Genomic DNA, 25969 nt, shown 5'->3' with positions numbered 1-25969 from the left:
AAAAATGGATATGACGAGTGCAAACCGGGGCCAGGGGCAGAACCAGGCACAGATGAATGATGGCGATCCGTTGTGGTACAAGGACGCCGTCATCTACCAGCTCCACATCAAATCGTTCTTCGATGCGAACGGTGACGGGATCGGCGATTTTCAGGGCCTGCACGAGAAGCTCGACCATATCGCCTCGCTCGGCGCCAACGCGATCTGGCTGCTGCCCTTCTTCCCGTCGCCGCGACGGGACGACGGCTACGACATCGCCGATTACGGCAATGTCAGCTCCGACTACGGCACGATCGAGGAGTTTCAGGCCTTTGTCGAAGCGGCGCACCAGCGCGGCATCCGGGTCATCATCGAGCTCGTCATCAACCACACGTCCGACCAGCATCCATGGTTCCAGCGGGCGCGCCATGCGCCGGCTGGCTCTCCGGAACGGGACTTCTACGTCTGGTCGGATACGGACCAGAAATTCCCGGAAACCCGGATCATCTTCCTCGACACCGAAAAATCCAACTGGACCTGGGACCCGGTCGCCGGCGCCTATTACTGGCACCGCTTCTACTCCCACCAACCGGACCTCAACTTCGACAATCCGCAGGTGCTGGAGGAACTTCTCGGCGTGATGCGCTTCTGGGCGGATACCGGCATCGACGGGTTCCGGCTGGACGCGATCCCCTATCTTGTCGAGCGCGAGGGCACGAACAACGAGAACCTGCCCGAGACGCACGAGATCCTGAAGAAGATTCGCGCCTCGCTCGATTCCACCCATCCCGGCAAGATGCTGCTCGCCGAGGCCAATCAATGGCCGGAGGACACGAACGAGTATTTCGGCAATGGCGACGAATGCAACATGGCGTTCCATTTCCCGCTGATGCCGCGCATGTACATGGCGATCGCCAAGGAAGACCGTTTCCCGATCACCGACATCATGCGCCAGACGCCGGAAATCCCGGAAAACTGCCAGTGGGCGATTTTCCTTCGCAATCACGACGAGCTGACGCTCGAAATGGTGACCGACGAGGAACGCGACTACCTCTGGAACATCTATGCCGCCGACCGCCGCGCCCGCATCAATCTCGGAATCCGCCGCCGTCTTGCACCGCTGATGGAGCGCGACCGCCGCCGCATCGAATTGATGAACGCGCTGCTTCTCTCCATGCCCGGAACGCCGGTTCTCTATTACGGCGACGAGATCGGCATGGGCGACAACATCTATCTCGGCGACCGCGACGGGGTGCGCACCCCGATGCAATGGTCACCGGACCGCAATGGCGGGTTTTCGAAGGCTGACCCGGCCCGGCTGGTGCTGCCGCCGGTCATGGACCCGCTCTACGGATACGAAGCGGTGAATGTCGAGGCGCAGGGAGCCGACGCCCATTCGCTGCTCAACTGGACGCGGCGGATGCTGGCCTTGCGCAACAAGCACTCCGCCTTCGGCCGCGGCTCGCTGAAGTTCCTGTCGCCGGGCAACCGCAAGATCCTTGCCTATCTGCGTGAATACAATGGCGACACGATCCTCTGCGTCGCCAATCTCTCGCGCCTGCCGCAGGCGGTAGAACTCGACCTGGCACAGTTCGCCGGCCGTGTGCCGATCGAACTTTCGGGCATGTCGCCGTTCCCGCCGATCGGACAGCTGACCTATCTCTTGACCCTGCAGCCCTTCGGTTTCTTCTGGTTCCAGTTGGTGGCGGAAGCCGACGGCCCGGTCTGGCGCAAGGAGCCGCCGGAGCAGTTGCAGGACATGGTGACCATGGTCACCCGCCGCGACCTGCAGGAACTGGTCGATCAGCCCCGGCTTGCCGCAACGCTGTCGAACGAGGTCCTGCCCGCCTATCTGGGCAAACGCCGCTGGTTCGGCGCAAAAGGGGAAGTCCTGACCGGTGCTTCGCTGGTTGCCGCAACGCCGATCGCGTTTGCCAACAACATCCTGCTCGGAGAACTCGAAGCAGAGGTAAACGGCCGCAAGGACACATACCTGTTGCCGCTCGCCGTTTCCTGGGACGATGCCCAGCCGACTGCGCTCGCGCAGCAGCTGGCGCTCGCCCGCATCCGCCAGGGCCGCCGCGTCGGCTTCCTGACCGACGGGTTCGCGATGGAAGGACTGGCGCGCGGCGTGATCCGCGGCCTCCGCGAGCGTTCAGTGATTTCCGGCCGCGCCGGCACATTGGAATTCATCGGCACAGAGAGCCTCGACAGCCTGACGGTCCACGACGACATGGCCGTCCGCTGGTTGTCGGCCGAGCAATCCAACAGTTCGCTTATTCTGGGCGACCTGGCGATGGTGAAGCTCATCCGCCACGTCTTCCCCGGCATGCATCCCGAAGTCGAAATGACCCGGTATCTGACCAATGTCGGTTATCAGAACACTGCGCAGTTGCTTGGCGAGGTCGCCCGCACGGCGCCGGACGGCAGTCGCTACACGCTGATCATCGTGCAGAGTGCGATCCGCAATCAGGGCGACGCCTGGAACTGGATGCTCAGCAACCTGCGCCGCGCCATCGACGAAATCGTGGTGACCGGCCTTGAAGGCGAGGTGGTGGACGAGCATTTCAAGCCGCTGGTAAACTTGGTCGCGACCATCGGCAAACGGCTCGGCGAACTGCATGTGGCGCTCGCCCAGCCGACCGACGATCCGGACTTCCAGCCGGTCCGGGCAAAGGCGGCCGATGCCGAAAAATGGCGCGAGGCCGTCACAGGCCAGATTTCCCACAGCCTGGCAATCCTCGAAAAGACCGTCGAAGGTCTCGATTCGGATATCGGCCGCGAGGCAAAAGCACTGCTGGACCGCCGCGACGACCTTCTTGGCCTCGCCGCACACCTCGCGAGCGCGGTGAAGGGCACGCTGATGACCCGCAACCACGGCGACTTCCATCTCGGCCAGATCCTGGTCTCGGAGGGCGATGCCTATATCATCGACTTTGAGGGCGAACCGACCCGCGATCTTGAAGAACGCCGCGCCAAGACCAATCCGCTGCGCGACGTTGCGGGGCTGCTGCGGTCGCTGAGCTATCTTGCGGCCTCGGCCGATCTCGACCGGGAAATCGTCAGCGAGGTGGACGACGCGCGCCATAGAGAGCTCGTCGCCCGTTTCATTGAGATGGCGGAACCCGCCTTCCTCGAAGCCTATTTCGAGGCGACCGAAAATTCCAAGGAATTGCGCATCCCGCGGGAGGCTCGCGGTCGCATCCTCGATCTCTTCCTGCTCGAAAAGGCTGCCTACGAGATCGCCTACGAGGTGCGCAGCCGTCCGCACTGGCTTCCCCTCCCGCTTGCCGGCTTCTCGGCGATCGCATCCCGACTTCTGGAGAACGTCTCATGAGATACGAGCGCACCGATTTGATGATCGGCACCGTCCAGGAAGGCCTGCAGGCCCTGGTCGAAGGGCGGCATGGAGACCCGTTCTCGATCCTCGGACGCCATCAATACGGCAACCTCACCGTGGTCCGGGCGCTGCTGGCGGGTGCGCTGTCGGTCGAAGTGGTGGAGGCCGATACAGGCAAGGTGCTGGCCGAACTCGAAACCATCCATGAGGGCGGTCTCTTTGCCGGGGTGACCGGCAGCACTGCGTCGTATTTCTTCCGGATCCGCTGGCCGGATGCGGTGCAGGAGATGGAGGACCCCTATTCCTTTCCGCTGCTGCTCGGCGATCTCGACCTGCACCTGATCGGCCAGGGCACGCACTACGATCTTGGCCGGACGCTCGGTGCCATCCCAATGGAGGTCGAAGGGGTCGAGGGCGTGCGCTTTTCCGTCTGGGCGCCGAATGCCCGGCGTGTCTCGGTCGTCGGCGATTTCAATTCCTGGGATGGGCGACGTTATCCGATGCGGCTTCGTCCGCAGGCGGGCATTTGGGAACTGTTCATCCCACGCCTGACCCACGGGGAGCGCTACAAGTTCGAAATCCTCGACGGCAACGGCAACTTGCTGGCGCAGAAGGCCGATCCGGTCGCCCGCTCCAGCGAGGCAGCGCCGTCGACGGCCTCGATCGTCGCCTCCTCCAAACCCTTCCGCTGGAACGACGAGGACTGGATGCGCAGGCAGCGCGCAGACCGCGCTCGCGAAGGCGCAATGTCGATCTACGAGGTGCATCTCGGCTCGTGGCTCCGAATTGCCGAGGAAGGCAACCGCCATCTCGACTGGGTCGAACTCAGCCAGCGGCTGATCCCCTATGTACAAAACCTCGGCTTCACCCATATCGAAATGCTGCCGATCATGGAGCATCCGTTCGGCGGTTCCTGGGGTTATCAGCCGCTCGGACTGTTTGCGCCGACCGGACGTCACGGCACGCCGGAAGATTTCGCCTATTTTATCGATCGCTGTCATGCGGCGGGCATCGGCGTCATCCTCGACTGGGTGCCGGCGCATTTCCCGACCGACGTCTGGGGTCTTGCCAAGTTCGACGGCACGCCGCTCTACGAGCATGCCGACCCGCGCGAAGGTTTCCACGGGGATTGGAACACGCTGATTTACAATCTTGGCCGCAACGAAGTGAAAGGTTTCCTGATCGCCTCGGCACTCGAATGGCTGGAGCATTACCATGTCGATGCGCTGCGCGTCGATGCGGTCGCCTCGATGCTCTATCGCGACTACAGCCGCAACGAGGGCGAATGGATCCCGAACCAGTATGGCGGGCGCGAGAACCTCGAAGCCGTCGAGTTCTTCAAGCACCTGAACAGCATCATCCATGACCGCTGCCCACATGCGTTCACGGCGGCGGAGGAATCGACCGCCTGGCCGGGCGTCACCAAGGCGACCGAAGAGGGCGGGCTCGGCTTCGACTTCAAATGGAACATGGGCTGGATGCACGACACGCTGCATTACATGCAGGACGATCCCGTCTACCGGAAATACCAGCATGGTGCGATGAGCTTCGGAATGATCTATGCCTATTCCGAACGCTTCATCCTGCCGCTCTCCCATGACGAAGTGGTGCACGGCAAGGGCTCGCTGGTGGCCAAGATGCCGGGCGACCACTGGCAGAAGCTTGCGAACCTTCGCGCCTATTACGGCTTCATGTGGGGGCATCCCGGCAAGAAGCTGATGTTCATGGGCGGCGAGCTGGCTCAGGAGCGCGAATGGAACCACGACGGCTCGGTCGTCTGGGACCTACTGGACAGCCCCGACCACGCGGGCGTCCAACGGCTGATCCGCGACCTGAACACGCTCTATGCCCAGGAACCCGCACTGCAGTTCGGCGACCTACACCATGAAGGCTTCGAATGGGCGGTGGCCGACGATGCCGAGAATTCCGTCTATGGCATGCTGAGGAGCAGCGACGACCGGTCATCGCATGTCCTTGTCGCCTCGAACCTCACGCCCATGCCGCGGCACGGCTACCGCATCGGCGTGCCGGCGGAGGGACGCTGGGAGGTGGTGCTGAACACCGACGCGGCGCTTTATGGCGGGTCCAATCTGGGGCAGACGGAGGCCTGGACAGAACGTGCGCCGGCGCATGGGAAGGCGTTTTCCATACAGGTGGTCCTGCCGCCGCTGGCGACGGTGTTCTTGCGGTGGAAGGGGTAGGCTTCAGCTTAAGTTGAAGCGTGAATTTGTCGTGAGGTACCCCCCTCTGCCCTGCCGGGCATCTCCCCCTCAAGGGGGGGAGATCGACCAGAGGCGGGCTCAACGCCTCCCGTTAAAGGGCAAAGTTTCAGCGGCAATGGAGGATATTTAGTTTCATCTCCACGATCATGGTCGAGCCGACAGGGCAACTCCATCCGATCTCCCCCCTTGAGGGGAGATGCCCGGCAGGGCAGAGGGGGTGCCACGGCAAACGGCGCGGCCCAAGGTTTTCCGGTGGCTTCGCCTATTTCCCCCGCCAGCCATCCTGATAGATCACCTTGTCCACACCCGCAAAACGCCCGACCCGAAGCAGCTCCGCATCCAGCTTCTCCAATCTCCCAGCCGAAGCGCGCACGCCCTTTTCCAGCCATAACCGCTTCACATCCAGCGTGCCGGACTTGCGGTCCGCCTTCATGTCGATGCGGCCGATCATGCGGTCGCCTTCCAAGAGCGGAAAGACGTAGTAGCCGTATTGCCGCTTCGGCTCCGGCACGAAAACCTCGATGCGATAGAAGAAGTTGAACAGCCGCTCGGCCCGGTCGCGGTTGCGCAGGAGCGGATCGAAGGGGCTGAGCACGCGCACGCGGGCCGGCGGCTCAGGGATGGGACCAAGATTGTCGGGAAAGCCGAGGAAGGCGAAGGACGGGCGTGGCTTGCTGCCGTCGGCCGTCTCGATCAGCACCTCCACAAGTTCGTCGCGATGGGTCTTCACCCAGTCCTTTGCCTCGTCCGGCGTGACCAGATCGAAAAAGGCGGCAAGCTCTCCGGAGGTCGCGAAACCGAGGCGGGTCATGGCGCCGCGGCAGGCCCAGTCGATGAATTCCTCGTGGCTCACTTCCGGCTCGTGATGATGCCGCGGGATCACCCGTTCCATCAGGTCGTAGATCTTCTGGAAGTTGACGCGGCCGGCGATCGCCAGCTTGCCGGTGTGCCAGTAATATTCGAGCGCCGTCTTGTTCGGATGCCAGTTCCACCAGCCGCCGGATTTGTGGTCCTCCTGCTTCATGTCGCGGGACATGATGGCGCCGTTCTCGGCGATGTGCTGGAAGGTCTCCTCGAAGGCGGCGTCGAACCCTTCGCCATGCCATTTCCTCCAGCGCTCGGCCAGGATCGGCTCGCGGCGGCGAAAACGGTGTTTCCAGTAACGGAAGAAGCTCGCCGGAATGATCGAGGCGTCATGCGTCCAGTGTTCGAACAGCTCGCCGTCCTTTTCCAGAAGCGCGGTCAGGTGTTCGCGCCGGTAGGTCTGGTTGCGCGAAAACAGGATCATGTGATGGGCGCGCTCGACGGTCGCGATACTGTCCACCTGGACGAAACCGAGATCGTCGATGAGCTGCAGCAGGCCGGATTTGGTCAGCGCCCGGCCGGGCGGTTCGCAGAGCCGCTGCCGTTCGAGGAAGATCTTGCGGGCCTGATCGTTCGGAATGAGAATCGCCATGCCATCTAGACTAGGATACCGCCGCGCCGGATTCAATGTTCACGTTCGGTTCCGCATTCCCCTTCCCCATCTTCCGGTCTATAGACCGCTGAACACCGAGGGGACCGGCTTGGATATCCGTTTCGAACAGGCAGAAGCGCGTTTCGAGGGACGTACTGTCGTCCATCCGCTGACGCTGTCGCTCCGCGAACGGCGGATCGGCGTGATCGGCCTCAACGGCTCCGGCAAGACGACGTTCGCGCGGATGATCAACGGGCTGGTGCTGCCTGCCGAGGGTCACGTGACTGTCAACGGGCTCGATACGGTGAAGGACGGCGACAAGGTTCGCGGCCAGACAGGCTTCATTTTCCAGAACCCGCAGAACCAGATCATCCTGCCGATCCTGAAGGAGGATATCGCGCTCGGGCTGAAAAGCCAAAAACTCTCGAAGCCGGACACGGCGGCGGCGGTCGAGGCCGTGCTCGCCCGTTTCGGTATCGCCCATCTTGGCGAGCGGCGCGCGCACGAACTCTCCGGCGGCGAATTGCAGCTGGCAGCACTTGCCTCCGTACTGGTGACCCGCCCGGACATCCTGATCATGGACGAACCGACCAACCAGCTGGATCTCCGGAACCGCGATCTCGTGGAGAGGACGATCCACCGCCTCGACGAAAATGTCGTCGTCATCAGCCATGACCTCGGCCTGATCGCCGATTTCGACCGGGTTCTGTGCTTCCACGAAGGCCGCCTCGCCTATGACGGCGCGCCAGCCGAGGTCATCGCCCGCTACCGCGAGCTTGCGGCATGAAGACGCTCTATGTGGAGGGCGACACGTTTCTGCATCGGCTTTCGCCGCGGGCAAAACTTCTCGGCCTCGCCGCGCTCAGCCTTGTCCTTTTCCTTGTCCATTCGCCGGCCGTTCTGTCGGTCGCGGCCTTGCTCGGCGGCATCGTCTACGTCTCGCTCCGGCTCGGATGGCGCCAATCCTGGCTGCGACTGCGGCCTATCCTTTTGACCATCGCCATCGTCGCGCTCTTCACGCTTGCCCTCAATAGCCCTCATGACGCGCTGGTCGTCGCCACGCGGCTGACGGCGCTCGCCCTTTTCGCCGCGGCCGTGACGGCGACCACCAGCACCGGCGATTTCATCGACGAGATCACCCGCCTTGCCATGCCGCTGGAGCGCTTGGGGCTCGTCAGGGCCGCGGATATCGGGCTTTCGATCGGCCTTGTCATCCGTTTCGTGCCGGAGATCCTCAGCCGTTACCAGGCTATCCGCGACGCCCATCGCGCCCGCGGACTGAAGGTCCGGCCGCTGACGCTGGCGGTGCCACTGATCATCCTGACGCTCAAAAACGCCGACGAGATTGCCGCCGCCATTGACGCACGTGGCATCCGGGCGCAGAAATAACCTCATATAAAACTGGGGATTCGTATAGCATGACCACCCGTGATCTCGTTCTGGCCGCCCTTTTCGCCGCCATTATCGTGGCGCTCGGTCTCGTGCCGCCGATCATGCTCGGCTTCATTCCGGTACCCATCACCGCCCAGTCGCTCGGCGTCATGCTTGCGGGCGTCATCCTCGGCGCCAGGCGCGGCGGTTTTGCGGTGTTTCTTGTCCTGCTGCTGGTCGCGATCGGCCTGCCGGTTCTATCGGGCGGACGCGGCGGACTTGCCACCTTTATGTCGCCGACCGCCGGTTATCTCGTCGGCTGGTTCTTCGCAGCCGTCATCACCGGTTATTGTTCAGAGCGGTTCGTCGAGCATTCGCAGAGCGGCATCGTGCAGATCACCGGCTTTTTCCTCGCGGCACTGCTCGGCGGCGTGGTGGTCGACCACGCGCTCGGGGTCATCTACCTCGCCTATGTCACGGGCACCGGGCTTTCGACCGCCTTCATCGGCGACCTTTCCTTCGTTCCCGGCGACGTGCTGAAGGCGATGATCGCGGCACTCGCCGGCCGCGCAGTAATGGTCGGTTATCCGCTGCTACCGCAACGGGCCTGATCGGCCGCGCCCCGTCAGTCCAGGAACTGATAAAGCCAGTCGCGCAAGTCTTCGGGGAGCGGCACTGGTTCCCTGCTTTCGGGATCGCAGGCCATCCAGACGATCTCGGCTTCCGCAACCGCCTCGTTGCCTCGCAGCATATGCACCAGGAACCCCGCCGACTTTCCGCCGATCTTGCTGACACCGATATGCGTGTGGACGACGTCACCCAGCTTCAAGGCCGAGTGGAACGTGCAGGTGATCTTGCCGATCCTGAAGAACGGATCGCCCTTCTGCGACCTGCGGCGACGCCAGAATTCCGTGACGGCTTCTTCCGCCCGCACGACATAGGCCGAGCGGAACATCTCGCCATGCATATCGACATCGCGGAAAGGAACACGGAATTCCTGAGACTTGACTGGCTCTTTGACCACAATACCCTCTGGGTTGCACCCTCTATGTAAGACCATTCTTTCAAGCTAAACAAGCGCAAGAGCAAGGGGTTGCGGCTTGAAAAAGTCAGCTTTCTGCGCCATGTCGGAAAGGTCCAGACCGGACTGACCCCTGACGAGGCCGCCGCATGACCACGCGCCTTTACGAACACAAGATCTTCCTCGAACACAGCACGCCGGAAGGACATCCCGAACGGGCAGACCGGCTGCGTTCGCTGGCGATCGCGCTGGAGCATCCGAATTTCGCCAGGCTCGACCGCAAGGACGCTCCGCAGGCGAACGAGGACGCGGTTCTGCTCGCCCATCCGGAGGAGCACCTGCGCGCCGTCATGCGCGAAATCCCCGAGGAGGATACGATCCGCCAGATCGAGGCCGACACCTATGTGGGGCCGAAGAGCTTTCAGGCGGCGTTGACCGGCATCGGCGGCGCGATGGCCGCCGTCGACGACGTCGCGACCGGCAAGGTGGACAATGCTTTTGTGGCGGCAAGGCCCCCCGGCCACCACGCCGAAAAAGACAAGGCGATGGGTTTTTGCCTGTTCAACAACGCTGCGATCGCCGCGCGTCACGCGCAACGGAAATACGGCATGGAGCGCGTCGCGATCGTCGATTGGGACGTGCATCACGGCAACGGCACGCAGGACATCTTCTGGGACGATCCGTCGGTGCTGTTCTGCTCGACGCACCAGATGCCGCTTTATCCCGGCACCGGCGCCAAGGACGAGACCGGCACCAGGAACAACGTGGTCAACGCGCCGCTTTCGCCCGACACCGGCAGCGAATATTTCCGCGAGGCCTTCAAGAGCCGCGTGCTTCCGGCGCTCGACAATTTTCGGCCGGATTTCATCATCATCTCGGCGGGCTTCGACGCGCATCACCGCGATCCGCTGGCGCAGATCAATCTCGTCGGCGACGATTTCGACTGGGCGACCGGCCGGCTGATGGAGATCGCCGGCAAATATGCCGGCAACCGTATCGTCAGCCTGCTCGAGGGCGGATATGATCTGGAAGGACTCGCCGAATCGGCGGGCATGCACATCTGCAGACTGATGAAGGGATAGACGATGACCGAAAACACCGAGAGCCTCGATGTGAGCGGCTATTCCTTCGAGAAGGCCGTTGCCGAACTCGAAAGCATCGTGGCGCGGCTGGAACGCGGCGACGTGGCGCTCGACGAATCGATCGCCATCTACGAGCGCGGCGAGGCGCTGAAGAAACATTGCGAAAAACTGCTGACGGCCGCCGAAAACCGCATCGAGAAAATCCGCCTCGACCGCGCCGGCAAGCCGCAGGGCGTCGAGCCGCTCGACGGCGAATAAGCCGGACGGCTAAAACCAAAGTCTTACAACCTTCGCATGGAATGCGTCATAAACCGATTGACGCACCGGAAACGCCTCCCCATGATGGCCTATCTGCGTGGTTGCTTTGGGAGGAGGCCATTATGAACTTCGGCGTGAAGTCCAGTAAAATCAATCTCATGTTCGTGGCGACACTTGCCGTCTCGACGGCATTTTCGGCCGCCGGCGCGAAGGCTGCGGAATTCATCAACGTGCTGACCGGTGGCACGTCCGGCGTGTATTATCCGCTCGGCGTGGCGCTTGCCGAAATTTATGGACAGGGGATCAAGGACGCGCGCACCCAGGTGCAGGCCACCAAGGCATCCGTCGAAAACCTCAACCTGCTGCAGGCAGGACGCGGCGAAATCGCCTTCTCGCTCGGCGATTCCGTCCAGGAAGCCTGGAAGGGCAACAAGGAGGCCGGCTTTCCCGCCAAGCTCGACAAGCTGCGCGGCATCGCCGCCATCTATCCGAACTATATCCAGGTGGTCGCCAGCGCCGAATCCGGCGTGAAGACGCTTGCTGATCTCAAGGGAAAGAGCCTGTCGGTTGGCGCACCTGCCTCCGGCACGGAACTCAATGCCCGCGCCATCTTCACCGCTGCGGGCATGTCCTACAAGGATCTCGGCAAGACCGAATACCTGCCGTTCGCCGAATCCGTCGAGCTGATCAAGAACCGCCAGCTCGACGCTACGCTGCAATCGGCCGGCCTTGGCGTCGCCTCGATCCGTGACCTTGCGACCTCGCTGAAGATCAACGTCGTGGCGATCCCGGCCGCCGAAGTCGCCAAGATCGGCGCTCCCTATGTCTCGGTGAAAATCCCGGCCGGCACCTATGAGGGGCAGACCGCCGATGTCGAGACCGCCGCCGTCGGCAACTTCCTGATCACCCATTCGGGCGTTTCCGACGAAACCGTCTACCAGATGACCAAGCTGCTGTTCTCCAACCTGCCGAAGCTTTCCGCAGCGCATGCCGCCGCCAAGGCGATCGACGTCAAGAAGGCGCTGGAAGGCATGCCCGTACCGCTGCATCCGGGCGCCGAGCGGTATTACAAGGAAGTCGGGCTGTTGAAGTAGAGCGATACGCAGACTTTGCCTATTGCAGCAAGTCCCCCCCCAAACCCCTCCCCACAAGGGGGAGGGGCTTAACCTGCCGCCCGCCGACGCCCACTTGGTCGGGAGGGAGCCGCGGGTCTTCTCCCCCTTGTGGGGAGATGGCCGGCAGGCCAGAGGGGGTTTCCCAACAGACCAGAGAGCTTGCCGAGAGAACCAATGTCCGAAACCCCAATGCCAAACCCGATGATCTCGCAGAGCGCCGAAGAGCCGATCGAGGGCCTGCCAGCCGGGTTCGGCGAAGGTTTGACCGGGCGGATCGCCTTCTGGATCGCCTTTGCCTTTACCCTTTTCCAGCTCTGGACCGCCGCCTACGGGACGCTTGCGAGCCAGATCGTCCGCGCCATGCATGTTGGCTTCCTGCTGCTGCTCGGTTTCGTGCTGATCGGCAATCTCGTCGCCAAAACGAAAGCCGGCAAGATCTGGTTCTGGGCACTTGGCATCGTCGGCTTCCTGACCGGGCTCTACAATTGGGTCTTCTACCACGACCTGATCGTCAGGAGCGGGTTCCTGACGACGCCGGACCTTATCGTCGGAACCGTGCTGATCGTGCTCGTCTTTGAAGCGGCGCGACGGCTGATGGGCCTGCCGCTGACGATCATCGCCGCCATATTCCTCGCCTATTGCTTTTTCGGCCAATACGCCCCCGGGCCGTTCATCCATCGCGGTTACGATTTCGAACAGATCATCGAGAATTTCGCCTATGGGACCGAGGGCATCTACGGAACGCCGATCTACGTCTCGGCGGCGTATATCTTCATCTTCGTGGTCTTTGCCGCCTTTCTGGAGCGCGCCGGCATGCTGGCGCTCTTCAACGATTTCGCACTCGGCCTCGTCGGCACCTGGCGCGGCGGACCGGCGCAGGTTTGCGTGATGTCCTCGGCGCTGATGGGCACGATTTCCGGCTCGGGCGTCGCCAATGTCGTCGCCTCCGGCCAGTTCACCATTCCGCTGATGAAGCGCTTCGGCTTCCGCTCGGCCTTTGCCGGCGGCGTCGAGGCGACGTCCTCGATGGGCGGGCAGATCATGCCACCGGTCATGGGCGCCGTCGCCTTCATCATGGCGGAAACGCTCAACGTCTCCTATGCGGAAATCGTCAAGGCCGCGATCATCCCGGCCGTGCTCTATTTCGGCGTCTGCTTCTGGATGGTGTTCCTGGAGGCAGGCAAAGCGGGCCTCAAGGGCATGAGCAAGGCCGACCTGCCGAACCCCTGGGCTGCCGTCCGGGAGCACTGGCCACTGATCCTGCCGCTCGCCGCCCTCGTCTACCTGCTGTTTGCCGGTTATACGCCGATCTTCGCCGGAACGATGGGCCTGGCTCTGGTCATCGTGCTGATCCTCGGCATGCCGCTTGCCGCAAGCATCGGCCCGCTTGCCTTCCGCCTCGTCTTCTGGCTCGTGCTCGGCATCGCCGCCGCCGCCTTCCTGCGCTACGGGGTCAACTTCCTGGCGATCGTCATCCTCGCCCTGATCGTCGGCTGCATCTTCGTCAAGGGTGGGCGCGAGACGTTGGCGATCTGCCGCGACGCGATGGCCGAGGGCGCCAAGAATGCGCTGCCGGTCGGCATCGCCTGCGCCATCGTCGGCATCGTCATCGGCACGCTGACGCTGACCGGCATCGCCTCGACCTTTGTCGGCGCGATCATCCGGGTCGGCGAGCACAACCTGTTCCTGTCGCTGGTCTTGACTATGATCACCTGCCTGATCCTCGGCATGGGCATTCCGACGATCCCGAACTACATCATCACCTCGTCGCTTGCCGGACCTGCGCTGCTCGAACTCGGCGTGCCGCTGATCGTCAGCCACATGTTCGTCTTCTATTTCGGCATCATGGCGGACCTGACGCCGCCCGTCGCACTCGCAGCCTTCGCGGCAGCACCGATGGCGAAGACCTCGGGGCTGAAGATCGGCGTGGAGGCGACCAAGCTCGCGACCGCCGGTTTCGTTGTGCCCTTCATGGCCGTCTACACGCCAGCCCTGATGCTGCAGGACCCGGGTGCGATTGCTGCGGCTTGGGGTTATCCGGTCGAAGTCGCCTATGTATTCCTGAAAGCGTGCTTCGGCATCGCGCTCTGGGGCACGGCGGTGGTCGGCTTCCTGTTCGCCCGCATGGCGGCGTGGGAGCGCCTGCTCGCCTTCATCGCCGGCGCAAGCCTGGTGGTGGCGCTTCCCTGGACCGACGAACTCGGCTGGGTACTCGGCGTCATCATCGTCGCGCAACACTGGTGGCGGAACCGCAGCGCGCCGGCCGCGCCGGCACTGACATGAGCGACGGGCGGTGAGCCTCTGCATCCTGGCGGGCGGCAAGCTGACCGCCCTTGCCGTCTCGATGTTCACGCTTTCCTGGACCCATTCGGTGCAGAAGACGGAATGGCGAGAGACGTGGGCCGTGACACCGGCCGGGCTGGAGCTTCGTCAGGCGGAGGTCAAAGGGTCCGGCGCCGGCATGGAACCTGGGGCGGACGCGGTGCTGAAGGACGGCTGGTGGGTTTGGCACCCGACGCTGCCGCCACAGGAGCGCGTTTCACTGGCGGCTTCAGGCATGACGCCGAGTGGGTGGAAACTGTGCCATGCAGACGGCTGCGTCGAGCTTGGGGCGACGGTCGGGAATGCAGTGAGCTTGAGCGGGTGTCCCGACTGAGGCTATCGACCAAATCCTACCGCTCCACTATATTGTCCGCATGGACAAAGATCTGGTCATCGCCAAGCTGAGAGAGCATGAGGACGAGCTGCGTGCCGCGGGTGCGGAGCATGTGTCGATCTTTGGCTCGGTTGCCCGAGGCGAAGCGACGGTAGAATCCGATCTTGACGTTCTCGTCAAATTTGGTGAACCCGTGATCCAGTCGGGTTTCGGCTACTTTAGCGCCCTTGAAGATCTACGCGCATTGATCTCAAGCATTACGGGTGCCAGCAGTGTGGATATCATTGCCGAACCGCTGCAGAAGGAACGGCTCCGGCGGAATGTGGAACGGGATCGCGCCATTGCCTACTAAGCGCCCTCTTATCCGCATGCGTGATATTATCGAAAACGGGCAAGCCGTTCTTGAATACACCCTTGGCATGGATTTCACCATTTATTCCAAGAACCGGCTGACAAAGGATGCGTCTGAGCGATGCCTCGCGCGACTTTCGGAGGCAGCCGTTAAACTTGGCCCGCTTGCTGAAGAGCTGTTTCCGCAGCATGATTGGCGCGGCATACGAAACCTCGGCAATATCCTGCGGCATGACTTCCCGATGTACTCGATGCGGTGATTTGGGCGGCGATCACGCATCGTCTGCCACCGTTGCTCGCCGATTTGGAAGCCTTTCTCGCCCGATATCCCGAAGACCAGGAAACGCTTTAGGAAGCTCCCCCATGTCCTTTTTCCCCGGAAACGACCCGGTCGCGGGCGACGCCTTTGCCTGCGATGCGATCGAGAACCTGATCATTCCGCGCACCAGCGATATCGGCGGGTTTTCCGTGCGGCGCGCTTTGCCGAGCCGGCAGAGAAGACTGGTGGGGCCGTTCATCTTCTTCGACCGGATGGGACCGGCGCTGCTGCGGGCCGACGAGGCGCTTGATGTCAAGCCGCATCCGCATATCGGGCTTTCCACCGTCACCTACCTGTTCGACGGCGAGATCAAGCACCGCGACAGCCTCGGCACCGAACTCACCATCCGTCCGGGCGACATCAACCTGATGACGGCTGGCCGCGGCATCGTGCATTCGGAGCGCACGCCGGAAAACCTGCGCGGCCATCCGATGTCGGTCTCCGGGCTGCAGACGTGGCTGGCACTGCCTGATAATAAGGAGGAGATCGATCCGACCTTCTCGCACACGGATAAGGAAAAGATGCCGGTCATCGATGCGGACGGGGCGAGCGGACGGGTGGTGATCGGCGCTTTCGAAGGCCTTGGCTCGCCCGTTTCGACCTTCACCGACACGCTCTATGTCGATCTTCGCCTCGAGGCGGGCAAGCGCTTCCCGTTTGCGGCGGCGCATGAGGAGCGGGCGATCTACATTCTTTCCGGCGAACTCGTCGTTTCCGGCGACCGGTTTGCGGCCGACCAGCTTCTCGTCTTCCGGCCGGGCGACGACATTACCCTCGAAGCCGGCGCTCCGGGCTGTCATCTGATGCTGTTCGGCGGGGCGGCGCTGAATTCCAAACGCTATATCTGGTGGAACTTCGTTTCCTCCTCCAAGGAGCGTATCGAAAAGGCGAAAGAGGAATGGCGCACCGGCCGTTTCGACATCGTGCCCGGGGACGAGGAGGAGTTTGTCCCCTTGCCCACTGCCTGAAATCCGTTAGAACCGCAGGTCATGCAACTTGAAAAAGCCTGCTTTCTTCTCATCTTGGGGAAGAACACGCTTCCGGAAAGAGCAGAAAAGGCCATCGTCCGTGACATCAATCCCCGCCACGCCATTGCTCGACAAGGTCAAGCTTCCCTCCGATCTTCGCGTCATCGAAGATCGCGACCTGACGCAGCTTGCCCGCGAATTGCGCGACGAGATGATCGATGCGGTGTCGCGCACCGGCGGCCATCTCGGTGCCGGCCTCGGCGTCGTGGAACTGACGATCGCCATCCACAAGGTATTCAACACGCCAGATGACCGGCTGATCTTCGACGTCGGCCACCAGTGTTATCCGCACAAGATCCTCACCGGCCGGCGTGACCGCATTCGCACGTTGCGCCAGGAGGACGGGCTTTCCGGCTTCACCCGCCGGGCCGAGAGCGAATACGATCCGTTCGGCGCGGCACACTCTTCCACATCGATCTCAGCCGGCCTCGGCATGGCCGTCGCGGCCGACCTTTCCGGCTCGAAGCGCAACGTCATCGCTGTCATCGGCGACGGCGCGATGTCGGCCGGCATGGCCTATGAGGCGCTCAACAATGCCGGCGCGCTGGATGCCCGACTGATCGTCATCTTGAACGACAACGACATGTCGATCGCCCCGCCGACCGGCGCGATGAGCGCTTATCTGGCGCGCCTCGCCTCCGGCCGCACCTATATGGGCTTTCGCGACCTCGGCAAGAAGCTGACCGCCTATCTCGGCAAGAATGTCGACCGGGCGATTACCCGCGCCGTCGAACATGCGCGTGGTTACGTCACCGGCGGCACGATGTTCGAGGAAATGGGCTTCTACCATATCGGCCCGATCGACGGCCATTCCTTCGACCACCTCCTGCCGGTACTGCGCAACGTGCGAGACAATGCCCGCGGCCCGGTGCTGATCCATGTGGTGACGCAGAAGGGCAAGGGTTACGCGCCGGCGGAAGCCGCCGCCGACAAGTATCACGGCGTCAACAAGTTCGACGTCATCACCGGTGCGCAGGCGAAATCGAAGCCGAACGCACCGAGCTATACGAGCGTCTTCGGCGAAGCGCTGGTCCAGGAAGCCGCCCTCGACGAGAAGATCGTCGGCGTCACCGCGGCGATGCCGAACGGCACCGGCATCGACAAGCTGGCGGATGTCTTCCCGGCCCGGACCTTCGATGTCGGCATTGCCGAACAGCATGCGGTGACATTTGCGGCAGGCCTTGCCGCCGAAGGCTACAAGCCTTTCTGCGCGCTCTATTCGACCTTCCTGCAGCGCGGTTACGACCAGATCGTCCATGACGTGGCGATCCAGGGACTGCCGGTGCGTTTCCCGATCGACCGCGCCGGCTTCGTCGGCGCCGACGGGCCGACCCACGCGGGCTCATTCGATACGACCTTCCTCGCCACCTTGCCGGGCATGGTGGTGATGGCTGCCGCCGACGAGGCGGAGCTGAAGCATATGGTGCGCACGGCCGCTGCCTATGACGAAGGCCCGATCTCCTTCCGTTATCCGCGCGGCGAAGGCGTCGGGATCGAACTGCCGGAACGTGGCCAGATTCTTGAAATCGGCAAGGGCCGGGTGGTCAAGCAAGGCGCCAAGGTGGCGCTGCTCTCCTTCGGCACGCGCCTTAAGGAATGTGTGCTTGCAGCCGAGGATCTCGATGCCGCCGGTCTTTCGACAACGGTAGCGGATGCGCGTTTCGCCAAGCCGCTGGACCAAGATCTGATCCGCCAACTCGCCCGCCATCACGAAGTGCTCATCACCATCGAGGAAGGTGCGGTTGGCGGCTTCGGCAGCCATGTGCTGCAGTTCCTCGCGACCGAGGGCCTGCTCGACAACGGCCTGAAAATCCGCTCGCTGGTGCTGCCGGACATCTGGATGCAGCAGGCGAGCCCGGACGCGATGTATGCCAAGGCCGGCCTCGACCGCGCCGGCATCGTCTCGACCGTGTTCAAGACGCTCGGCCAGCCCCAGATCGGCGTCGGCTTTGCCGGCTGACCCGACCGTCAGGTTCTCCCGGATTAGAAACCGAGGCGGCTCAGCGGCCCGATGATCTTGCGATAGAGCATCGGCGGTGTGAAATCCCGCAGCACGTCGCGGCGTATTTCGGCGTAGTCCTTCTTGTCGGTGGAATTCGGCCGCGGCTTGAAGAGCGTCGAATGCGACTTGCGGGAATCGTCCCAGGTCGCCGTGTAATAATAGAGCGCGATCGAATCTCTCGACTTGCCATCCGGATGGTTCACGACCGAGGGGTTGCCGTGGAAGGAATCCGACGTGGTCGAGAAGGTGACCATGCGATTGAACAGGGGAGTGAAGCTGTGCACCTTGCCCTTCATTTCCTTGTCCCAGATCTCGAACGAGCCGCCCCACTCTTCCCGCCAGTCCTTGTTGAGATAGATCAGCGTGTTGAGCCGGCGCTCGACCTTCATCTTGGAATGGAGGTTGAAGTCCGCATGGATATCGAGATGCCCGCCGTTGGCGGTCTCATGGACACCGGCGCCGAAAAAGAACGGATCGGGGATCAATCCTTCGATCCCGGTCATCTCCTCCAGGAACAGGATGAAGGGCCGCGAATTCAGCGCATAAAACAGGTTCTTGGTGTAGGTCGGAAGCCGCTCCGGAACATAGGAGACCTTCTTGTTTTCCTGCGCCCTCGCAAAGGTCGTTTCCTTTTCCGGACGGTTCCGGAGGTCGGTCAGGACGTTCTCCAGAACCTGCTCGGGCAGGAAATTGTCGATGCAGATATGCGGATAAGGCGATGCCGATTGATAAGCTCCGGCATAATTCTTGGCCATCGAGCGAGCAGCATCAACATCTGCCAGAAGAGTATCCGCATCAATGGGATATACTAACTGCGCCATTACACTCCCCCAAATTATACCTTGGCCAGAGTGTCATAATTTTTAGATGGCGCAAGCATGACAAAAGCTCATACTTCGAAAGCGTTAGTCGTCGGATAAATTCGAACCCAGACCCCACCCCTCAATTACGGCTTTGAAATCAGATACTTCATTTGGAAGTGTCTTTCCACGCCTCGATGGCATGCGGCACGGAGGCTCCGAAGCAGTATCCTCCTACGTCGAATGAAGTAACGCATCCCATTGAAGGGGCGGTTCCTAGTTCCGCTCGCCTTCGATCACCATGTCGAACTGCACGACATTGGAATAGATCGGCGTGCCGACGTCCATGGCGTAGCGGGAGCGGAAGATCTTGCCGCTGACATTGAAACCTATCCTGCGGCCACTCCAGGAGGTCAGTTTCACATCGAAGACTTCGGACGAGCTATGACCCTTGGCGGTCAGCGTGCCGGTGATGCGGGCGCTGTCCGGGCCGGTCTGCTCGACCCGTTCCGAGCGGAACGAGATCGTCTCGAAATGACCGGAATCGAAGACGGCACCGGAACGCAGGAAGGCGTCGATGCGGTCCTGGCCGGTGCTGACGCTTTCCGGCTTCAGATCGAAATTCACCATTGAATGCGTAAGATCGCCGGCCTTCAGGTTAAACGTGCCTGAAAACTTACCGAACTTGCCTTTGATGCCACCGCCGCCGACCTGATCCACGGCAAACGCGATGCGGGAACCGGAGGTGATGGCATAACGCCCCGCCGCCTCGGTGAGGCTCGGAACGTTCACGGCCGAGAAGCCGGCTCCGGGGAGCGACATGGCGAGCAGCATGGCTGCGATGACGGTTGTCTTGCGGGTCATGGTCCCGGCTCCTCGATGGATGTTTTTGCGGTGCGGTGCCGGCTGCCGAGCATGCGGGTGAGCACGTCGTCGTGCCTGACATAGTGGTGGTAGAGTGCGGCGCCCGAATGCAGGAGGACGAGTGCCAGCATCGAATAGGCGAGAACCGCATGGACGGTCGTCCACCAGACCTCGGCGGCATCGGACTTCGGCATCGGAAGATGCGGAATGACGACGAGATCGAACGCGAAGGTCGGAATTTCGAGCGGCGATACGGAGGCGATCATCCAGCCGGCCACCGGCACCACCCCCGCCAAAGTCATCAGCAGATAATGCATCGCGTCTGCCGAGCGATGTTCCAGGGCGCTCAGACCTTTGACGGGTTTCACCCGTACGACGGTCAGCGAATGGACGAGCCTCACGGCCGCCAGAAGCAGCGCCAGCATGCCGAAGGACTTGTGCCACTGGAAAAGCGAGAACTGCAGGGCTGGATCAATCGATTGGAGGGTCATGACGAAGCCGAGCACCAGCAGGCCGAGGATCAACAATGCGATCAGCCAGTGCAGAACGATCGCGATGGGATCATAACCGTCGGCAGGGCGGCGCGGCATGAGATGTTTCCGGAACTGTCGGCTAACTTACAGCCGGAAACATCGCGCTTTCCGACCCGGCCGGCAAGCGCCGGCACGATCACTTTCATTCAATATTACTGAATTCGGATCTGAGCGGCCGCCGTCACTGATCGGCAGCCGTCAGGAACAGGATATTCAGATCCTTTTCCGGATAGAAATCGTCGGCGGTCATTTCGAAAGTCGTGGGGCCGATCTTCTTCACGCCGTTGCCGCAGAAGCTGAGGTAATCCTTCTCCCTGCCCTTGTCGATCGTCAGCTTGAACTTACCGATCGAACCGCCCCAGTTGGCGCCGGTGGTGAGGATGTAGGACACCCATTGCTCGGTATAGTTCGGGCCGCCTTTTCCGGCCGCCGCTTCGAGTTTTGCGGCCGTCTTCATGAATGCGGTGTCGATGCAGTAGCGGTCGGCATAGTCCTTGTAGTTCGTCGCCGGCTTACCCTGATCGATGAAGGTCATGGCGACAGTGCCCCCGACGCTCGGCTTATAGCGGTGGCTGACACGGACGGGCTTGCCGGCCGGAAATTTCGTCTTCCACCAATAGACCGAGCGCAGCGTCCAGGCAGGCGTCAGGTCCTCTTGCCAGCCCTTGCCGGCGTCGTAGCGGTTGACGAACACCAGCCCTTCGGCGATCCAGGCGGCCTTCACGTCTTCGGGCAGGGCCTTGAGTGCGGCAAGCGTCCTGTCGCTATAGGGCAGAAGCGGAATGTTGCGCGCCACGAGTTCGTCGGTGCGGTCGATGCCGGCCGCCAGCACCCGCTGCTGCAGTTCCGGCTTGATCTGCCGGCTGTCCTGCACAACCGAAAAACCGAGGAAATTGTCACTGTCGGTGTTCTCGAGCGCGATATCGCTATCCATGCTGCCGGTGATGTCCGGCATTGGGAAGGCGATGACGCTTTCAACATCCTTGTCGCTGGCGTTCTTGAAGACGTAATCGACCCGCACTTCGTCGCGGGAAATGTAGAGCTGTTCCTCGGCCATCGCCACATCCGAGGTCTGGACGTAGATCAGCCCGCCCGTCTTCAGTTCCGCCATGGAATCGTTGGCGAAAGCCGGGGGCGCAAAGGCCAGCAATCCAACGATCAGCATTCTCCCCCGCATGCCCGCCCCCCGTGCCATCATGGCGTGAAGATAGACCGGATTGGCCCCGCCGAAAAGGCGGGGCAGTCAACCTTGTCCGACGGTCAGAATTCCGACCAGTCTTCCTTGCCCGCCGTCGCCGCGCCCCCCCGGCCGCCGGCGCTGCGAGGGGCGTTGGCGCGCTGGGCATGGACGGGCGATCCGGCCGACCGAGTGTCGTTGGGGTATCGAGACGCCCGATGCGTCTGGTTGCCACCGCCGCCGGCCGTTTGTCCGGCAAGCCTGAACTGGCCGATCAGATCGCGCAGCTTGACGCTTTCCAACGCAAGGTTCGTGCTGGCGGCGTTCGATTCCTCGACCATGGCGGCGTTGCGCTGTGTCACCTGGTCCATCTGGTTGACGGCGGTGTTGACCTCCGCAAGTCCGGTTGATTGCTCCTTCGCCGAGATGGCGATGGAATTCATATGCGCGTTGATAGTGATGATGTGATTCTCGATCGCCTTTAGAGCTTCGCCGGTTCCGCCGACCAATCTGACGCCGCTTTCAACTTCGCCCGTGGAAGTCTGGATAAGGGCCTTGATTTCCTTGGCGGCCTTGGCGGAGCGCTGCGCCAATTCCCGGACTTCCTGGGCAACCACGGCAAAACCCTTGCCCGCCTCGCCGGCACGTGCGGCCTCGACACCGGCATTCAGGGCCAGCAGGTTGGTCTGGAAGGCGATCTCGTCGATGACACCGATGATATTGGAGATCTGCTTGGACGATTCTTCGATGCGGCTCATCGCCTGGACGGCCTGCGACATCACCTCACCCGAGCTGCGGGCACTGTCATTGGCCTGCTTGGCCGCCTGCTGCGCCTCCTCGGCCCGTTTGGAGGAATTGCCGACATTGGCGGTGATCTGGTCCAGCGCGGCCGCTGTCTCTTCCAGAGATGCCGCCTGCTGTTCGGTACGTCTGGAAAGATCGTTGGCGCTCGAGGCGATTTCCTGGGTGCCGTTATCAATCGCGCCGGCGGCGTCGGCGACAGAGGAAAGGGTCTGCGAGAGCTGTAAAGCGGCGGTGTTGAAATCGCTGCAGAGAGACGTGAAGTCCTCAGAGACGGTTTCGGTGATCCTGTAGCTGAGATCGCCTGAGGCGAGATGCTTCAATGCGCTGGCAAATGCGCTCGTGGCCTGCAACAGCTGGCCCCGAGCCTCTTCCGCAGCCGCCTTGCCGAGCGCGATACGCTGCCGCTCGTTGCTGTGGCGCTGCTCTTCTGCCTCTGCCACGAGTCTCTCGTTATCGATCGCCGCCAGGCGAAACACTTCGACCGCCGCGGCCATCGCGCCGATCTCATCGCCGCGGCCAGCAAAGGGGATTTCCTTGGCGCAATTGCCATCCGCCAGTCCCTTCATCGAGGTGGTGATCTTCTCGACGGGATTGGCGATACCGGCCACCGCATAGAAGCCGGCGCCGAACAGGATCAGAAAGCAGATGCTGGTCATGGCATAGCTGGTGGTGACGGTCGTTGAGAAGAAGTCCTGGCTCTCCTTGTAGGCGTCATCCACCTTGGAGAGATTGTAGTTCAGCATCGCCATGATCGGCAACCTGGCCAGTTCGATCTGCGGCAGAAGTTCCTCGTTCAGTATCCGTGCGCCCTCCTCTTCGCCTTCCTCCCCGGACAGCTTCAGCATTTTCTTGCCCGGCACGTCGTAGGCGGCAATCGCTTTTTCGATATTCGCAAGCAGTTCCTTGCCCTTGGCGGTGACGACCGTCGGCCGCACGCCCTCGATCGAATCGTGCAGATCCTTCTGCCGCTCAGCCATGAACTGGTCGGCTTCCTTGATCGCTTTCGGCGTTTCGGCGATCACCCGGCGAGCAAAGGCAAAATTGAGGCGCGAGAAGGCGAGGCGGATATCCTGGGATGCGATGAGCTTGGGGACGCGATTGGTGACGATCTGCGTCGATTCTTCATTCATCTTGGCGATGCCGCTGGTTGTGACCCAGGCAGACACAACGAAAAGCACTCCGATGATCGTGAAGAGGGTGGCCAGGGCGATCTTTATGCTGGGGCGGGACATGCGGTATCACTTTCCTCTGGCAGGACAACCCAGACGACCGACATGGGCTTCTGGTTGGACTGAAGCTCGTTGCGAAGATTCATACGCGAGGCGCATGCAGCGATGCGCGCTATAGGGGTAGAGATGGACCCCGCAATTTTAATATTATCTAATTTAAAATGTAGCGATATTAACCACTCAAGATTGATATTGCTTTCGGGATAGCAATTTTAACGCGCTCTCTCGCAATGTTCGAGCGGCGCCCCCTGACAACCGCGTCCACGCAGCCGCAACACGAAAAAGGCCCCGGAAACCGGGGCCTTGCTGCATCGATCGGTGCTGGATCGAGGATCAGAATTCCGACCACTCTTCCTTGACGGCGGCGGCGCTCGCCGCCTTGCCGGAAAAGGCGCGGGCGACGGTGGAACGCAGGGCATTTGCCGGCGAGGCCACCGGACGGGCTGCCGACGGGGCCGCAACCGGACGCGAGGTCCGGACCGATGGCGTGCCCCCGAAGTTGAACTGCCTCAGCAGGGCATCGAGCGCCTGGGCTTCCTGGGCGAGCTTGTGGCTTGCCGCGTTCTGCTCTTCGACCATGGCGGCGTTCTGCTGGGTGCCCTGGTCCATCGCGTTGACCGACGTGTTGATCTCCTGGAGGCCGGTCGACTGTTCGCGGGTGGAGATGACGATGGCGGAGAGGTGCTGGTTGATCTGCTGCACTTCGCCGACGATCGCTTCCAGCGCCTGGCCGGTCTCGCCGACCAGCGCGACGCCCGCATCCACCTGCTGGCTGGAGGTGGTGATCAGCGACTTGATCTCCTTTGCCGCATTGGCGGAACGCTGAGCAAGCTCGCGGACTTCCTGTGCGACGACCGCAAAACCCTTGCCCGCCTCGCCGGCGCGCGCTGCCTCGACGCCTGCATTGAGCGCCAGAAGGTTGGTCTGGAAGGCGATGTCGTCGATGACCGAGATGATATTGCCGATCTCGCCGGAGGATTTTGAGATCTGCTCCATGGCGGAAACTGCCCGGCGAACCACTTCGCCGGACTTTTCGGCGCCGATGCGGGTCCGCTCGACGCGCTGGCCGACATCTTCTGCTCGGCGGGCGGATTCCTTCACCGTCGTCGTCACCTGTTCCAGCGCGGCGGCTGTCTCTTCGACGGCTGCAGCCTGCTGTTCGGTGCGGCGGCCGAGATCGTCGGCCGCGGAGCGGATTTCGCCGGCGCCGGAACTGATCGCCGACGCATTTTCGCCGACCGCCTGGAGGGCGGTCTGCAGCCGGCCGAGCGCCTGGTTGAAGTCGGTGCGCAGCCGGTCGAGATTGCCTGAGAACGGCTTTTCGATACGGTAGGCGACATCGCCATCGGCAAGGCTTGCAAGCCCCGTGGCAAGCGCGTCGATCGCAGATTCGAGATTGGCGGCTTCGCGTGCCTTCTGGGCGTCGTTGTCGAGGCGTTCGCGCTCGCTGGTGTCGCGCAGGACATCCGCATCGCGGGCCAGGCGCTGCTTTTCGATCGCCGCATCCTTGAAGACGGTGACGGCCTTGGCCATACGGCCGACTTCGTCGCCGCGTTCGAGAGCGGGAATGCCGATATCATGATTGCCGCCGGCAAGGCTGGTCATGGCTTCCGTCATGCCGACGATCGGTTTGACGATGGCACGCGACAGGGCAAGCACCAGGGCGACCGCGATCAGGCCGGCAATACCGCCGCCGATGAGGAGCGTCAGCAGCAGATCGTTATGGGCCTGGGTCTGGGCGTTGACCATGGTGGTCGACAGGTCGAAAGCCTGCTTCTTGATCTTGGCGGCAGCCTCGCGGAATACGTCGAGCTGGCCCTTGGACTGGTTGCGGCCGATCTCGATGACTTCTTCAATCGGCTTGCTGGTGTTCTTGCGCGCATCGAGCTGCGGAACGGTGAGCTGAGTGTGGAAGACATCGGCTGCGGCCCGCATCGCATCGAGCGAGGCGAGCATATCCGGCATGCCGGCAGCCGCCTTCTTGGCGGAGTCGATCGCGGCGATCATCTTCTCGCGGTTGTTGAAGACGTCGGCATAGGTGCTGTCGCTCTTGAAGAGCAGGAAGCCGCGCTGATTGACGGCCTGTTCCAGCATCGCTTCGAGTGCCGCGTCGACATTCATCATGATCGTCTGGGAAACGACCTGCTGCGCAGACGAGCGGCTCGACTTCAAGGCCTGCCAATAAACGCCGGCCGATGCCAGCAGACAGACCGACATCAACGCCGCGAAGGTGATGATCAGCTTCTTGTTCAGGGATAGGTTTTTAAGCGACATGAGGGGCTTCCGCTCTCAGGTGAAATGAAACTGCTTGCTCCTCCGGCCGCGAGAGAATCCCAACATGATTAAAATTTGATTGAACCCG

22 protein-coding genes are annotated in these 25969 nt (G+C 62.1%); 14 read left to right on the top strand and 8 right to left on the bottom strand.

Features of this window, described 5'->3' with window-relative positions; all coding sequences use genetic code 11:
- Positions 1-10 precede the first annotated feature (10 nt).
- Both treS and glgB read left to right on the top strand, forming a co-directional pair.
- Positions 11-3316, top strand: a complete 3306-nt coding sequence (treS, locus tag RG540_RS02610; protein ID WP_407668895.1) for a maltose alpha-D-glucosyltransferase — start codon at positions 11-13, stop codon at positions 3314-3316.
- Positions 3313-5520 (top strand): 1,4-alpha-glucan branching protein GlgB, encoded by a 2208-nt coding sequence (gene glgB / locus RG540_RS02605; protein WP_038584228.1) that lies wholly within the window; start codon positions 3313-3315, stop codon positions 5518-5520. Before treS ends, glgB begins: the two co-directional genes overlap by 4 nt.
- Before the next feature lie 283 nt (positions 5521-5803).
- On the opposite strand, the gene RG540_RS02600 is transcribed toward glgB, so the two are convergent.
- Positions 5804-6997, bottom strand: coding sequence for a winged helix-turn-helix domain-containing protein (locus RG540_RS02600; protein WP_038584226.1), 1194 nt, complete (start codon positions 6995-6997; stop codon positions 5804-5806).
- A gap of 109 nt (positions 6998-7106) precedes the next feature.
- On the opposite strand from RG540_RS02600, the gene RG540_RS02595 reads away from it, so the two are divergent.
- From RG540_RS02595 to RG540_RS02585, 3 genes are read left to right on the top strand one after another with little or no spacing between them, the layout of a single operon-like run.
- The gene (locus tag RG540_RS02595) at positions 7107-7784 is read left to right on the top strand and encodes an energy-coupling factor ABC transporter ATP-binding protein (protein WP_038584224.1); all 678 of its coding nucleotides are present in this window, start codon (positions 7107-7109) and stop codon (positions 7782-7784) included.
- Positions 7781-8386: an energy-coupling factor transporter transmembrane component T family protein gene (locus RG540_RS02590; RefSeq protein ID WP_038584222.1), complete on the top strand. Its 606-nt coding sequence runs from the start codon at positions 7781-7783 to the stop codon at positions 8384-8386. Before RG540_RS02595 ends, RG540_RS02590 begins: the two co-directional genes overlap by 4 nt.
- Positions 8387-8415: 29 nt before the next feature.
- The gene (locus RG540_RS02585; RefSeq protein ID WP_038584220.1) at positions 8416-8979 is read left to right on the top strand and encodes a biotin transporter BioY; all 564 of its coding nucleotides are present in this window, start codon (positions 8416-8418) and stop codon (positions 8977-8979) included.
- A 14-nt stretch (positions 8980-8993) separates the two neighbouring features.
- Here the strand turns inward: RG540_RS02585 and RG540_RS02580 are convergent, their stop codons facing one another.
- On the bottom strand, positions 8994-9392 hold the full coding sequence (locus RG540_RS02580; RefSeq protein WP_038584219.1) for an acyl-CoA thioesterase: 399 nt from the start codon (positions 9390-9392) through the stop codon (positions 8994-8996).
- A 146-nt stretch (positions 9393-9538) separates the two neighbouring features.
- On the opposite strand from RG540_RS02580, the gene RG540_RS02575 reads away from it, so the two are divergent.
- From RG540_RS02575 to dxs, 9 genes are all read left to right on the top strand, one after another.
- On the top strand, positions 9539-10471 hold the full coding sequence (locus RG540_RS02575; protein ID WP_038540525.1) for a histone deacetylase family protein: 933 nt from the start codon (positions 9539-9541) through the stop codon (positions 10469-10471).
- Positions 10472-10474: 3 nt separating this feature from the next.
- Positions 10475-10729, top strand: a complete 255-nt coding sequence (locus RG540_RS02570; protein WP_038540522.1) for an exodeoxyribonuclease VII small subunit — start codon at positions 10475-10477, stop codon at positions 10727-10729.
- A 158-nt stretch (positions 10730-10887) separates the two neighbouring features.
- Positions 10888-11823 carry a TAXI family TRAP transporter solute-binding subunit gene (locus tag RG540_RS02565; RefSeq protein WP_038592907.1) on the top strand — a complete coding sequence of 312 codons (936 nt, stop codon included), beginning with the start codon at positions 10888-10890 and terminating at the stop codon, positions 11821-11823.
- 195 nt (positions 11824-12018) lie between these two features.
- A complete protein-coding gene (locus tag RG540_RS02560) occupies positions 12019-14127 on the top strand; it encodes a TRAP transporter permease (RefSeq protein ID WP_051909223.1) in 2109 nt (702 codons plus the stop codon).
- A gap of 10 nt (positions 14128-14137) precedes the next feature.
- The gene (locus tag RG540_RS02555; protein ID WP_038584217.1) at positions 14138-14500 is read left to right on the top strand and encodes a DUF1850 domain-containing protein; all 363 of its coding nucleotides are present in this window, start codon (positions 14138-14140) and stop codon (positions 14498-14500) included.
- 40 nt (positions 14501-14540) lie between these two features.
- The gene (locus RG540_RS02550; protein WP_038584215.1) at positions 14541-14852 is read left to right on the top strand and encodes a nucleotidyltransferase family protein; all 312 of its coding nucleotides are present in this window, start codon (positions 14541-14543) and stop codon (positions 14850-14852) included.
- Between the two features lie 16 nt (positions 14853-14868).
- The gene (locus RG540_RS02545) at positions 14869-15111 is read left to right on the top strand and encodes a HepT-like ribonuclease domain-containing protein (RefSeq protein ID WP_244446610.1); all 243 of its coding nucleotides are present in this window, start codon (positions 14869-14871) and stop codon (positions 15109-15111) included.
- 103 nt (positions 15112-15214) lie between these two features.
- Entirely contained in the window at positions 15215-16138 is a 924-nt protein-coding gene (locus tag RG540_RS02540) for a pirin family protein (protein WP_038584212.1), read from the top strand.
- Positions 16139-16238: 100 nt separating this feature from the next.
- Positions 16239-18158, top strand: a complete 1920-nt coding sequence (gene dxs / locus RG540_RS02535; RefSeq protein ID WP_038584210.1) for a 1-deoxy-D-xylulose-5-phosphate synthase — start codon at positions 16239-16241, stop codon at positions 18156-18158.
- 23 nt (positions 18159-18181) lie between these two features.
- On the opposite strand, the gene RG540_RS02530 is transcribed toward dxs, so the two are convergent.
- The 6 genes from RG540_RS02530 to RG540_RS02505 all read right to left on the bottom strand — a co-directional run bounded on the left by RG540_RS02530 (position 18182) and on the right by RG540_RS02505 (position 25881).
- Complete coding sequence (locus RG540_RS02530) at positions 18182-19021, bottom strand: 2OG-Fe(II) oxygenase (RefSeq protein WP_038584209.1); 840 nt, start codon at positions 19019-19021, stop codon at positions 18182-18184.
- 255 nt (positions 19022-19276) lie between these two features.
- On the bottom strand, positions 19277-19864 hold the full coding sequence (locus RG540_RS02525; protein WP_038584207.1) for a YceI family protein: 588 nt from the start codon (positions 19862-19864) through the stop codon (positions 19277-19279).
- Entirely contained in the window at positions 19861-20454 is a 594-nt protein-coding gene (locus RG540_RS02520) for a cytochrome b (protein WP_038584205.1), read from the bottom strand. The genes RG540_RS02525 and RG540_RS02520 overlap by 4 nt, the downstream gene beginning before the upstream one ends.
- Before the next feature lie 124 nt (positions 20455-20578).
- Entirely contained in the window at positions 20579-21574 is a 996-nt protein-coding gene (locus RG540_RS02515) for a DUF4424 domain-containing protein (protein ID WP_046599441.1), read from the bottom strand.
- Positions 21575-21657: 83 nt separating this feature from the next.
- Entirely contained in the window at positions 21658-23610 is a 1953-nt protein-coding gene (locus RG540_RS02510) for a HAMP domain-containing methyl-accepting chemotaxis protein (RefSeq protein ID WP_038584203.1), read from the bottom strand.
- 330 nt (positions 23611-23940) lie between these two features.
- Positions 23941-25881 (bottom strand): methyl-accepting chemotaxis protein, encoded by a 1941-nt coding sequence (locus tag RG540_RS02505; protein ID WP_038584202.1) that lies wholly within the window; start codon positions 25879-25881, stop codon positions 23941-23943.
- Positions 25882-25969: the final 88 nt, after the last annotated feature.

The sequence above is a fragment of the Neorhizobium galegae bv. orientalis str. HAMBI 540 genome (genome assembly GCF_000731315.1).
GTDB classification, from domain to species: Bacteria; Pseudomonadota; Alphaproteobacteria; order Rhizobiales; family Rhizobiaceae; genus Neorhizobium; species Neorhizobium galegae.
The sequence above is the reverse complement of the archived record's forward strand: the minus strand, read 5'-3'. Positions and strand labels throughout refer to the sequence as shown.